Genomic DNA, 12322 nt, shown 5'->3' with positions numbered 1-12322 from the left:
TGTCGTCATGCGTGCCCTCCTGCTCGCGGCGGGGATCGGAAGCCGGCTGCGCCCGCTGACCAATACGACGCCGAAATGCCTGGTGCGTGTGCACGACCGTCCATTGCTGGACTACTGGCTCGATCTCGTGTTCGAAGGCGGCATCGAGCGCGCGCTGCTCAACACACACTGGCTCGCCGAACAGGTGCGCGCCCACGTGGCGCAATCGCGCTGGCGGGACCGCATCGATCTTGTTCACGAAGATGAACTGCTCGGGACGGGCGGCACCGTGCTTGCCAACCGCGCCTGGTTCGGCGACCAGCCCTTCCTCGTGGCTCACGCCGACAATCTGACGGATTTCGACGTCGCGGGGCTGCTCGCCGCCCATCGCAACCGCCCGCCCGGCTGCATCATGACGATGCTCGCATTCCGCACCGATGATCCGAGCTCGTGCGGGATTCTCGAGCTCGACGATCAGCACAGGGTCATCGCCTTCCACGAGAAGGTCAAGAATCCGCCCGGGAACCTCGCCAATGGCGCGGTCTATGTATTCGATCCCGCCGTCATCGCCGACATCGCCGCGCTGGGAAAGCCGATCGTCGATCTCTCCACGGAAATCATCCCCAACTATTTGGGACGCATTTTCTGCGTGGAAACCAGCGGTTATCATCGGGACATCGGCAACCCGGAAAGCTTGCGCCGGGCCCATTTGGAGTTTAATCACGAACCACGCCGTGGCGGGGACGCTTGACGGGCGGGTTTCGCCGCCGGGCTGGTCACCTTCTTCTGCCAATTTGTATAAAGGTGCGCGCGACGCGCCAGCCGGCGACACGACAGGCGAGCCACGGGGATTGCTCAGATGAAGATATTCGTGACCGGAGCGTGCGGCTACAAGGGCAGCGTGCTCGTGCCGAAGCTCTTGAAGGCCGGCCATAAGGTCGTTGCATTCGACATCATGTGGTTCGGCAACTTTCTCGAGCCGCATCCGGATCTCACCGTCGTCCAGGGCGACGTCCGCAATCCCGACGCCATCGACCTGACCGGGGTCGACGCCATCATTCATCTCTCCAGCGTCGCCAATGATCCCTGCGGCGATCTCGACCCAAAGCTGACCTGGGAGATCTCCTGCCTCGCCACGATGCAGCTCGCCGATCGCGCCTATCGCCACGGCATCAAGCGCTTCATCTACGCCTCCTCCGGCAGCGTCTACGGCGTCAAGGAAGAGGAGCAGGTCACCGAGGATCTCGAGCTGCTGCCGATCTCCGAGTACAACAAGACCAAGATGTGCGGCGAGCGCATCGTGCTGTCCTACAAGGACGACATGGTGGTGCAGATCGTGCGCCCCGCGACCGTCTGCGGCTACTCTCCGCGCCAGCGGCTCGACGTCTCCGTCAACATGCTGACGATGCAGGCGCTGATGAACGGCCGCATCACCGTGTTCGGCGGCGACCAGACTCGCCCGAACATTCACATCGACGACATCACCGATCTGTATCTCTTCCTGCTCGATCATCCTGAGCACACCGGGATCTACAATGCCGGCTTCGAGAACATCTCGATCCTCGACATCGCCAGGCTCGTCACCAAGCACGTGCCGGCCGAGGTCATCGTGACGCCCTCGAACGACCCGCGCAGCTATCGCGTCAACTCCGATCGCCTGCTCGCGACCGGCTTCCGGCCGAAGAAGACGGTGGAGGACGCGATCAAGGAAATCATCGGCATGTACTCGCAAGGCCAGCTCAAGAACGACGACCGCTGGTACAATCTGAAATGGATGGAGAAGGAGGTCGTGAAATGAACGTCCTGGCCTTCAAGACCCCCGGCAGCCTGTTCGCCGACTACACCAGCCGCTTCAGCACCGTGCTGAAGGATTTCGACTGGAGCCCCGTCGAGAAGCTCGCCTATGATCTGCGCGACTGCTGGCAGACCGGCCGGCAGGTGTTCTTCTGCGGCAATGGCGGCAGCGGCGGCAACGCCAACCACCTCGCCAACGACTTCCTCTACGCGCTGTCGAAGACGCCCGGCTCCGGCCTGCGCGTGCATTCGCTGTCGTCGAACCCGTCCGTGATCACCTGCCTCGCCAATGACGAAGGCTATGACCAGGTGTTCTCGCTGCAGCTCGCGGTGCTCGCGCGCAAGGGCGACGTGCTGATCACCTTCTCCGGCTCCGGCAACTCGCCGAACATCCTGAAGGCGCTGGAAGAAGGCAAGAAGATCGGCATGACCAGCTATGCCGTGCTGGGCTTCTCCGGCGGCAAGGCCAAGGCGCTCGCCGACGTTCCGATCCACTTCGCGGTCGACGACATGCAGATCGCCGAGGACGCGCAGATGGTGATCGGCCACATGATCATGCAGTGGCTGTACGCCCAGCGCGGCGACATCATCACGACGCGCGAGGTCTGACGGGCAAGGACGATGGCTGCGAACGAAAAGTACCTGATCCTCGGCTCGAACTCGTTTTCGGGCGCAACCTTCGTCGACTTCCTGGCTGCGGCCGGTCACGACGTGATCGCGACCAGCCGCTCGGACGAGCCGCATGACGCGTTCCTGCCGTACAAATGGCAGAAGCGGGCCGGCAAGGTCCGCTTCCAGCGCGTCGACCTCAACCACGATCTCGATGCGCTGAAGGCGCTGCTGGCAGCCGAGCGGCCGACCCACGTCGTGAACTTCGCTGCGCAGAGCATGGTCGGCGAGAGCTGGCTGCATCCGGACCACTGGATGATGACCAACGTCGTCTCCGCGGTCCGGCTGCACGACATCCTGCGCAACTATGACGGCCTCGACCGCTACGTCCACGTCACGACGCCCGAGGTCTACGGCTCGACCGAGGGCTGGGTCCGTGAGGACGCGCCGTTCAATCCGTCGACGCCCTACGCGGTGTCGCGCGCGGCTGGCGACATGAGCCTGCGGACCTATTTCGCCAACTACCAGTTCCCGGTGGTCTTCACGCGCGCCGCCAACGTGTACGGTCCGGGTCAGCAGCTCTACCGCATCGTGCCGCGCACCATCGTGGCCGCGATGACCGGGCAGAAGCTCCGGCTCGACGGCGGCGGCAAGTCGATCCGCGTCTTCATCCACATGACCGACGTCTCGGACGCGACGGTGAAGATCGGGCGCAGCGGCAAGCTCGGCGAGACCTATCACATCTCGGGCTATGAGCTGGTCTCGATCCGCACCCTGGTCGAGATGATCCTGGCCAGGCTCGGCAAGTCGTTCGAGGATTGCGTCGAGATCGGACCCGAGCGTCCCGGCAAGGATACCGCCTATACGCTCGACAGCTTCAAGCTGCGCACTGAGCTCGGCTGGCGCGATACGTTCTCGCTGGAACAGGGCATCGACGACGTCATCGCCTGGGCGCGACGCTTCGAGGATGTCATGGCCAAGCTGCCGACCAAGTACGAACATAAACCCTGATCGAGACCCTGCGCTTCCCCGGGGGAGCGCGACTGGAGAGCACGATGAACGTGGCAGTCCGGAGCCCAGCGGCCAAGCCTGACGCCGCCGCCCTGAAGGCGCAGGCGGCAAAGCTGCGCGGCAAGATCATCGAGATGTCGCACAAGGCCCAGGCCGCCCATCTCGCCTCGTCGCTGTCCTGCGCCGATGCGATGACCGCAGCCTATTGGCACGTGCTGAATATCGACCCGGCGAACCCGACGGATCCGCTGCGCGACCGCTTCATCCTGTCGAAGGGCCACGCCGCCGCGGCGCTGTTCGCGACCCTGGCGATGAAGGGCTACTTCCCGATCGAGGAGCTCGAGACCTACTGCCAGGACGGCGGCCGGCTCGCCGAGCATCCGCCGGCGAACCTCTTGCCCGGCGTCGAGGCCGCCACCGGCTCGCTCGGCCACGGCCTGCCGCTCGGCTGCGGCATGGCGCTGGCCGGCCGCATCAAGGGCGAGAATTACCGCGTGTTCGCCCTGCTCTCCGACGGCGAGAACAACGAGGGCTCGGTGTGGGAAGCGGCGATGTTCGCGGCCGCCCAGAAGCTCGAAAATGTCTGCGTCATCGTCGACTACAACAAGTGGCAGGCGACCGCGCGCTCCAACGAGACCCTGATGCTGGCGCCGCTGCGCGACAAATGGGCCGCCTTCGGCTGGGATGCGCACGAGATCGACGGCCACGACGTCGGCGCGCTGGCGGAAGCCATGCAGAACATTCCGAACGGCTCGGGCAAGCCGGTGGCGCTGATCGCCCACACCGTGAAGGGCAAGGGCGTGTCGTTCATGGAGGACGACAACAACTGGCACTATCGCGCCCCCACTGCAGACGAAGTCACGAAGGCGTTCAAGGAGCTCGGCCTGTCATGAGAAACGCTTTCGCTGACGAACTGACCAAGCTCGGCAACGAGGACGCCCGCGTCGTCATGCTGTCGGGCGACATCGGCAACCGCCTGTTCGACAAGTTCAAGGACAAGCACCCGAGCCGCTTCTTCAACTGCGGCGTCGCCGAGGCCAACATGATGGGCGTCGCCGCCGGCATGGCCATGAACGGCCTGCGCCCGGTCGCCTACACCATCACCCCCTTCGTGACGACGCGCTGCCTGGAGCAGATCCGCACCGACGTCTGCTATCACGAGGCGCCCGTGACGATCGTCGCGGTCGGCGCTGGCTTGGCCTATTCCGGCCTCGGCCCGACCCATCACGCCTGCGAGGACATCTCGTTCCTGCGCTCGATCCCGAACATGGTCGTGATCTGCCCGGGCGACGCCTTCGAGGTACGCGGCGCGCTGCGCGCGGCGATGCAGCAGGACCGTCCGGTCTACATCCGCATGGGCAAGAAGGGTGAGCCGGTCGTTCACAAGGGCCCCCTCACGGATTTCACGATAGGCAAGGCGATCACGATCGAAGAAGGCAGCGACGTCTGCCTGCTCTCGACCGGCAACATGCTGCCCGAAGTCATTGAAGCCGCACATAGATTGAAGGAGAAGGGCATCTCCGCCGAGGTCGTCAGCTTCCACACCGTGAAGCCGCTGGATGAGGACAAGCTCAAGCAGGCCTTCAGCCGCTTCAAGCTGGTCGCGACCATCGAGGAGCATTCGCTGATCGGCGGCTTCGGCTCCGCCGTGTCCGAATGGCTCGCCGATACCGAGACGAAGCACCAGAAGTTTCTGCGCTTCGGCACGCCGGATGCCTTCTTCAAGAAGTCAGGCGAACAGGAATATGCCCGCGAGGTGCTGGGACTGACCGGCCACCAGATCGCGGACAAGATCATCCACGCGTTGAGCTGAGACATCACATGAAGACCCAAGCTGCCCTCCTGGTCCAGACCGGCCAGCCGCTCGTCCTGGCCGAGATCGAGACCCCGGCCCTGAAGCCCGGGCAGGTCCTGGTCGAGATCGCCTATTCCGGCGCCTGCGGCACGCAGGTGATGGAGTGGCGCGGCGACAAGGGCGAGGACAAATGGGTCCCGCACTGCCTCGGCCATGAGGGCACCGGCACCGTGATCGAGGCCGGCAGCGCCGTCACCAAGGTCAAGGTCGGCGACAAGGTCGTGCTGTCCTGGATCAAGGGCACCGGCATCGAGGCCGGCGGCGCCGTCTATGATTGGGACGGCAAGAAGGTCAACGCCGGCGGCGTCACCACCTTCCAGCGCCATGCCGTCGTCAGCGAGAATCGCCTGACCCTGCTGCCGCCCGACCTGCCGATGGATGTCGCGGTGCTGCTCGGCTGCGCCGCCCCGACCGGCATGGGCGCGGTCTACAATGTGCTGAAGGTGCAGCCGGGCGATGCGGTCGCCGTGTTCGGCACCGGCGGCATCGGCCTCAATGCGCTGATGGCGGCAAGCCTCGCTGGCGCCATGCCGGTGATCGGCATCGATCCCAACCCGACCCGACGCGCGCTCGCGCAGATCTACGGCGCCACCCACGTCATCGACGCGGCCGGCGACGTGCTGGCGGAGATCAAGAAGATCGTGCCGCAGGGCGTTGATCTCGCGGTCGAATCCTCCGGCATTCCCGGCGTCATGGATCAGGCGATCAATTCCACCCGCCAGCAGGGCGGCCGCGCGGTCGTCATCGGCAATGCCAAGCACGGTGCGGCGCTCACGCTGAATCCCGGCGTCTTCAACCAGGGCAAGAGCCTGCTCGGCACCTGGGGTGGCGACAGCGTCCCGGATCGCGATTACGGGCGCTACGGGCGGCTCTTGAGCTCGGGCCGTTTCCCGGTGCGGGACCTCCTGTCGAAGCCCTACAGCCTCGCCCAGGCCGACCAGGCGCTGCAGGATCTCGCCGCCGGCAAGGTCGGCCGTCCGCTGATCGACATGTCCTTGCGTTAAGCCCAGGCCATTTAAGTACAAGCCATGCGGATCGGGATCGACTTCGACAACACGATCGCCTGCTATGACGGCGTGTTTCATGCGGCCGCGCTCGAGCGCGGCCTGATCCCGGCCGACCTCGGCCGCGACAAGAACAGCGTCCGCGACCATCTCAACGGCTCCGGACGCAAGGACGATTTCACCGAGCTGCAGGGCTACGTCTACGGCGCCCGCATGGACCTGGTGTCGCCCTACCCCGGCTTCGCGGAGTTCGTCGCCGCGGCCCGCGCCGCCGGCCATGACCTGTTCATCGTCAGCCATAAGACCAAGCACCCCATTCTCGGGCCGAAGCACGACATGCATGCCGCGGCGCGCGGCTTCCTGACCGACCGCGGTCTGATGGGATCGGCCGCCAGCCAGATCGCGCCTGATAGGGTGTTCTTCGAGCTGACCAAGGACGAGAAGGTCGCCCGCGCCCATGCGCTGGCCTGCGAGGTGTTCGTCGACGACCTGCCGGAGATCCTGGGCATGACCGGATTCCCGCAAGGGATGCGCAAGGTGCTGTTCGACCCGGAGAACCAGTTCGCGACCACGGCCGTCCCTTACGAGCGCCGCGCCTCGTGGGCCGAGATCGCGGCGGATGTCGTCCGTGACCGCGGCTGAGGCCAACGCCGACGCCGCCCTGCTGGCGCTCGCCCAGCGCCTCGCCGCGCAGGCCGGCAAGGCCAGCCCTACGGGACTGACGCGGCTGGCCGGCGGTCGCAACAACCAGGTCTTCCGTCTCGACACGGCCGACGGCCCGCTGGTCCTCAAGCGCTACTTCACCGACGCTCGCGACACCCGCGACCGGCTCGGCGCCGAATGGAGTTTTGTCAGCCATGCCTGGTCGCACGGGGTCCGTGTCGTGCCGGAGCCCCTGGCCTGCGACCGCGCCGAACAGGCTGGCCTGTACAGCTTCGTCGAGGGACGCAAGCTGACGGTCGCGGAGCTGGCGCCCGTTCATGTCGATGCCGCGATCGACTTCGTGCTCGCCGTGAATGCTCCGCCCCGCCCGGCGCTGGCGGCCGGATCCGAGGCCTGCTTCTCCCTCGCCGAGCACCTCGCCACCGTCGAGCGCCGGGTGGCGCGGCTGGCGACGCTCGATGGCGACGTGCCCCATGTGGCCGACGCCCGACAGTTCGTGACCGCACGGCTGCAGCCGGCCTGGGCAGAGGTGAAGGCGACCATTCTGCGCGGCGCCGCGGCCGAAGGGCTCGCCTTCGAGACCGCCATCCCCGCCGATCAGGTCTGCCTGTCGCCGTCCGATTTCGGCTTCCACAACGCACTGATCGACGACCAGGGCAAGCTCACCTTCCTCGACTTCGAATATGCCGGCCGCGACGATCCGGCCAAGCTCGTCTCCGACTTCTTCTGCCAGCCGGAGGTGCCGGTGCCGCTGGCGGTGCACGAGCATTTCATCGACCGGCTCACGGACGGCCTCGGACTGGACGCGGCCAGCGTCGCGCGCTGCCGGCTCCTGCTCGACGCCTACCAGGTCAAGTGGACCTGCATCATCCTGAACGACTTCCTGCCGCTCGGCGCCACCAGGCGCGCCTTCGCCGACACAGGCGCCTGGGCGCAGCGTTGCGCCGCGCAGCTCGCCAAGGCCGACGCCAAGCTCGACCTCATCGGCGCCACATCCGACTAACCGACATCGTAACGCCCGGAGATCTTCATGGCCTATCGCGAGTTCGTCAGTCTCGTCCACAAATCGACCAAGCGCGACTATCTCGCGCGCGTTACCCAGCGCGACAAGGCCGATGTCGCGGAGATGGCGATCAAGTACGACTACGACTACTGGGACGGCAGCCGCGAGACCGGCTATGGCGGCTACAAATATGACGGCCGCTGGCGCAAGGTCGCCGATGCGATGATCGCGACCTACGGCATCAAGCCCGGCATGCGCGTGCTCGACGTCGGTTCCGGCAAGGGCTTCATCCTGCACGATTTCCGCGAAGCCATCCCGGATCTCGAGGTCGCCGGCATCGACGTCTCCTCCTACGGCATCGAGCACACGATGGAGAGCGTGAAGCCGTTCTGCCAGGTCGGCACCGCGGCCAAGCTGCCCTACCCCGACAAGCACTTCGATCTGGTCATCTCGATCAACACGCTGCACAACCTCTACAACTACGATCTCGATGCCGCCCTGCGCGAGATGGAGCGCGTCAGCCGCGGCGCCAAGTATCTCTGCGTCGAGGGCTACCGCAACGAGCGCGAGAAGGTGAACCTGATGTACTGGCAGCTCACCTGCCGCATCTTCCACACCCCCGAGGAATGGGCCTTCGAATTCAAGCGCTCCGGCTACACCGGCGACCACGAATTCATCTTCTTCGAATGAGTGTGAGCTGAGAGCGTCGACAGGCGCTCTCGCGACGCATTGGCATCCGAGCTATCAGTCGACGATCGCTCTCTCGAACGAGAGGGCGCGGGGAAGGCCGGGAGCCTGCCGCCCCCATGGCCCGCCTGCAGAAAGAAGTGCAGGCGGCAGGTACCACAGGTTCGGCTGGGACATCCCGGCCTTCCCCGCGCGACTGGTTTTAACGGTGTCCTCCGTGCTCTCCCTGGGGATCGGCGTTCTTGCCCCCATTTTGCGACAACGCGCCTTTGGCGCGTTGCGCAGACCTCAGCGTCGAGAGGCCAGGACCACACGACTTCGCCGTCCGCGCCGATTGCGCTCGTCTGGCGCAGCCGTCACGTCCATCGCAGCCCACCTCCACGTATCGTGACGACGCGTACGTCCCTCTGCATGAGGCGGGATGACGCGAGAGAACCATATTTTCCGATAAAACGAAAGAAGAATATCTTTCCCGGCAGGACTGGACAGGGGTGATGCACCTGAAGATGCGGACCAATTCGTCTTTGACGCGCACGCCGGACCGGTTCGACCATCAGCGGCGCCTCGCCGGCCGACACCCACGCAAAACGAGTGCAGAGCCCGCATGCCGCTTTTGCGATCTTTGCAAAATGTATCTACAAATTGGCGGCGGACATCGCGAACGGCGGGGAACGGGGCTGTCATGACCAAGTCATTGAAGGTGGCGATTGCCGAAGGCCTCCCCCCCCAGACGCTGTTCAAGCTGCGCTCGATCAAGCGCGCGCTGATGGGGCAGCCGCCCCCGGAACGGCCGCAGGCTGCTCCGGAGCCAGAGCCCCAGCCCGAGCCTCAACCGGCCCCCGCGCCGGTCGTCGAAGCGGTGTCGGAGCCGCGGACGCGGCAGACCGAAGCCCTGGAACGGCTCGACGCCCACAAAATCAGCGCACCGTACCTGTTCTTCGACATCGACGACGTCCTTATCCTCCCCGCCAAGGAGATCGCGCGCACGCTGACCTTGAGCGTGATGTACATCAACAGCGCCGACGTCAAAGGCGATATCGCCGAATTCGGCACCATGGGCGGTTTCACCGCACGCACCCTGGCGAACGCGATGGTGTTCGACCCGCGCTATCAGCCGAACCAGCCGCTGCGCAAACTGCGCCTGTTCGACAGCTTCGAGGGCCTGCCGGAAATCACGGCGCAGGTCGACCTCGAGTCGCAGCACGTGAAATCGGGCACCTGGTCGAAGGGCGGCTGCCGGATTCTCAGCGCCGCGGATCTGCGGACCATGGTCGAGGCCATCATCCCGCCCAGCCGGGTCGAGATCTATGAGGGCTGGTTCGCCGACACGGTGAAGCTGCTCCCGGACGACACGCGCTTTGCGCTGATCCATTTCGACGGCGACCTGTATTCGTCAACCATGGACGCGCTGGTGCCGTGCTTCGAACGCGGCTTCATCTCGAAGGGCGCCGTGCTCTGCTTCGACGACTGGAACTGCAACGAGGCCGACCCCGAGGCCGGCGAGCGCAAGGCCTGGGCCGACCTCGTCAGCCGCTTCAATATCGTCGCCAGCCATTCCGGCGACTACTCGATCCAGGGTACCAAGTTCATCATTCATTCCTATCTCGGAATGAAGCCGAGGGCTTGAGCAGCATGCGCTTCGCTTTCATTGCGTCGCGGCCCCGTGCGGTCAGAGGGTGAATGCATGAGTTGTCCCTACACCACGCTGCCCGCGAGCAGCTTCTGGCGTCAGGCCGTTGCCGAGCGCAGCCCATCCGATCTCGATCCTCATCTGACCGCGCGGCTCCGCTTCGGTCCAGATCAGCGCGTCGCCTCGGCCGGCAGTTGCTTCGCGCAGCACATCTCGCGCGCCCTGAAGGAGCGGGGCTACAATTACCATGTCACCGAGCCCGCACCGCCGCATCTCACGCCCGAGCAGGAGGAGCGCTTCGGCTATGGCGTGTTCTCCGCGCGCTACGGCAACGTCTACAGCACCTTGCAACTGCTGCAACTGCTGCAGCGGGCGTTCGGAGCTTTCCAACCGGCCGATCAGTTCTGGACCGACAGCGACGGCTGGGTGTTCGATCTGCTGCGCCCCCGCATCACGCCGCGCGGCTACGTCTCGATGGTCGAGGCCGAAGTCGATCTGAAGCAGCATTTGCAGGCGGTGCGGCGGCTCTTCGAAACCACCGACATCTTCATCTTCACGCTCGGTCTGACCGAGAGCTGGGTGTCCAAGCTCGACGGCACGGTGTATCCGACCTGTCCGGGGTGCGGCAGCGCCGGCGACTTCGACGATGCCAAATACGCGTTCCACAATCTCTCGGTCATGGAGACCACCGGCTATCTTGCCGAGGCGATCAACCTGATGTCGGCAGCCAATCCGCGCCTGCAGATCATCCTGACGGTCTCGCCGGTCCCGCTTGCGGCCACCATGGAGCCGCGCCACGTGCTGCAGGCCACGGCCTATTCCAAGAGCGTGCTGCGCGTCGCCGCGGAGGAGATGGTCCGGCGCTACGACAACGTGCATTACTTCGCATCCTACGAGATCATCACCAATGCGAAGAACGCGGGAGCGTATTTCGCCGACGATGCGCGCTCGGTCACGTCCGAGGGCGTCGCGCGCGCGATGAAGCTGTTCTTCGCGCAGTTCACCGGCGAGGACGCTGGCGCAGAGGTGCGATCCGCACGTGATGACGAACGAATGCAACCGGCGGCTCCTCCGACCGCGCCGCAGATCATCTGCGACGAGGACGAGTTCTACCGCGCACTGGCCGCGAGCCGTAACAACTGAGGACGAGCGGCGGCTGCGGCCGAGCCTGTGATGTGAGGGGAAGTATCAGCGTGGACACCGAGCTCGAAGCGGTTCTGCCGGTCTATATCGTCGGCGACAGCCATTCCCTGCCGTATCGGAACATGGTGTTCCGCGAGCGTTGGACCGGCGCCTGGGTGATGGCCCGCACCAAGTACATCCCCGGCGCCACGGCGCGGGAGTTCTACGATCCCGCCACCGGCGAGTTTCATCCCGACTTCATCGCCTTCCTCGAATATGAAGGCCTGGTGCGCAACGGACGCGCGACGCATCTGTCGATGGACGAGGTCGATTTCGCCATTGCCAAAGCGGTCGGCCAGGCCGTGCGGCCGCCGCTGATCATGATCACCGTCGGCGAGATCGACGTTCGCGGTCCGCTCCTGCAACTCCTCAAGGACACCCACGACTTCGTTCCGCCGTTCGCCACGACGCTGCCTCTGCTCGACAAGCCGCTGGTGCCGTGGGATCTCATCGACGAGGCGATCGAAGCCCGGCTCGGGCCGCTCGTCGCCGGGCTCGATCAGCTGGTCAAAGCCGGCTTCAAGCGCGTCTACGTGCAGAGCGTGGTTCCTCCGACCCGGCAGGAAGCGCGCATCCGCGAACTGCAGAACTACGACTGCCCGGTGTCGGTGCGCACCAAGCTGGTCCAGGCGTTCAACTGGAAGCTGGCGCAGAAGGTGCGTTCGGTGAACCTGTTCATGATCGACCGCTGGTCAGACCTGACGGACGGCGATCTGTTGCGTCCGGAGTTCGATTTCGACGGGGTGCATCTGCCGCCGAAGGGCGCCCGTCTCCTGCTCGAGGCGCTCATCGATCACGCGATCGACAGCCGCGGCCTCGTCGCCAATCATCCGCGATACGAACTGTATTATCGAATGGCGTGCGGCCTGGACCCGTTCCAGCCGACCAAGCCGAACGCAGCATGA

Annotated in this window: 13 protein-coding genes; all 13 read left to right on the top strand. The window is 65.2% G+C overall.

Translation table 11 applies throughout. The features are described from left to right. Positions 1 to 7 precede the first annotated feature (7 nt). The 13 genes from ACQR03_RS20855 to ACQR03_RS20795 all read left to right on the top strand — a co-directional run bounded on the left by ACQR03_RS20855 (position 8) and on the right by ACQR03_RS20795 (position 12322). Positions 8 to 730, top strand: a complete 723-nt coding sequence (locus ACQR03_RS20855; RefSeq protein ID WP_315753226.1) for a nucleotidyltransferase family protein — start codon at positions 8 to 10, stop codon at positions 728 to 730. 108 nt (positions 731 to 838) lie between these two features. Further along, the gene (locus tag ACQR03_RS20850; RefSeq protein ID WP_315712796.1) at positions 839 to 1777 is read left to right on the top strand and encodes an NAD-dependent epimerase/dehydratase family protein; all 939 of its coding nucleotides are present in this window, start codon (positions 839 to 841) and stop codon (positions 1775 to 1777) included. After that, on the top strand, positions 1774 to 2382 hold the full coding sequence (locus ACQR03_RS20845; protein ID WP_315712798.1) for an SIS domain-containing protein: 609 nt from the start codon (positions 1774 to 1776) through the stop codon (positions 2380 to 2382). Before ACQR03_RS20850 ends, ACQR03_RS20845 begins: the two co-directional genes overlap by 4 nt. A gap of 12 nt (positions 2383 to 2394) precedes the next feature. Further along, positions 2395 to 3393, top strand: coding sequence for an NAD-dependent epimerase/dehydratase family protein (locus tag ACQR03_RS20840; protein ID WP_315753227.1), 999 nt, complete (start codon positions 2395 to 2397; stop codon positions 3391 to 3393). Positions 3394 to 3437: 44 nt separating this feature from the next. Beyond that, positions 3438 to 4286 (top strand): transketolase, encoded by an 849-nt coding sequence (locus ACQR03_RS20835; protein WP_434841825.1) that lies wholly within the window; start codon positions 3438 to 3440, stop codon positions 4284 to 4286. Continuing rightward, on the top strand, positions 4283 to 5206 hold the full coding sequence (locus ACQR03_RS20830) for a transketolase family protein (RefSeq protein WP_434841824.1): 924 nt from the start codon (positions 4283 to 4285) through the stop codon (positions 5204 to 5206). Before ACQR03_RS20835 ends, ACQR03_RS20830 begins: the two co-directional genes overlap by 4 nt. A gap of 8 nt (positions 5207 to 5214) precedes the next feature. Beyond that, positions 5215 to 6252: a zinc-binding dehydrogenase gene (locus tag ACQR03_RS20825; RefSeq protein ID WP_434841823.1), complete on the top strand. Its 1038-nt coding sequence runs from the start codon at positions 5215 to 5217 to the stop codon at positions 6250 to 6252. A gap of 24 nt (positions 6253 to 6276) precedes the next feature. Then, complete coding sequence (locus ACQR03_RS20820; RefSeq protein ID WP_434841822.1) at positions 6277 to 6894, top strand: hypothetical protein; 618 nt, start codon at positions 6277 to 6279, stop codon at positions 6892 to 6894. Beyond that, positions 6881 to 7918 carry an aminoglycoside phosphotransferase family protein gene (locus ACQR03_RS20815; RefSeq protein WP_316192918.1) on the top strand — a complete coding sequence of 346 codons (1038 nt, stop codon included), beginning with the start codon at positions 6881 to 6883 and terminating at the stop codon, positions 7916 to 7918. Before ACQR03_RS20820 ends, ACQR03_RS20815 begins: the two co-directional genes overlap by 14 nt. A 27-nt stretch (positions 7919 to 7945) precedes the next feature. Next, positions 7946 to 8608: a class I SAM-dependent methyltransferase gene (locus ACQR03_RS20810; protein ID WP_315712807.1), complete on the top strand. Its 663-nt coding sequence runs from the start codon at positions 7946 to 7948 to the stop codon at positions 8606 to 8608. A gap of 679 nt (positions 8609 to 9287) precedes the next feature. Next, positions 9288 to 10232 carry a TylF/MycF/NovP-related O-methyltransferase gene (locus tag ACQR03_RS20805; RefSeq protein WP_315712808.1) on the top strand — a complete coding sequence of 315 codons (945 nt, stop codon included), beginning with the start codon at positions 9288 to 9290 and terminating at the stop codon, positions 10230 to 10232. A 57-nt stretch (positions 10233 to 10289) separates the two neighbouring features. Next, a complete protein-coding gene (locus ACQR03_RS20800) occupies positions 10290 to 11378 on the top strand; it encodes a GSCFA domain-containing protein (protein WP_315753233.1) in 1089 nt (362 codons plus the stop codon). A 50-nt stretch (positions 11379 to 11428) separates the two neighbouring features. Then, positions 11429 to 12322 (top strand): hypothetical protein, encoded by an 894-nt coding sequence (locus ACQR03_RS20795; RefSeq protein WP_315753234.1) that lies wholly within the window; start codon positions 11429 to 11431, stop codon positions 12320 to 12322.

Origin of the sequence: Bradyrhizobium sp. HKCCYLS3070, assembly GCF_051167575.1 — a bacterium.
Lineage (GTDB): Bacteria > Pseudomonadota > Alphaproteobacteria > Rhizobiales > Xanthobacteraceae > Bradyrhizobium.
This window is presented reverse-complemented; position numbering and strand designations above follow the sequence as displayed.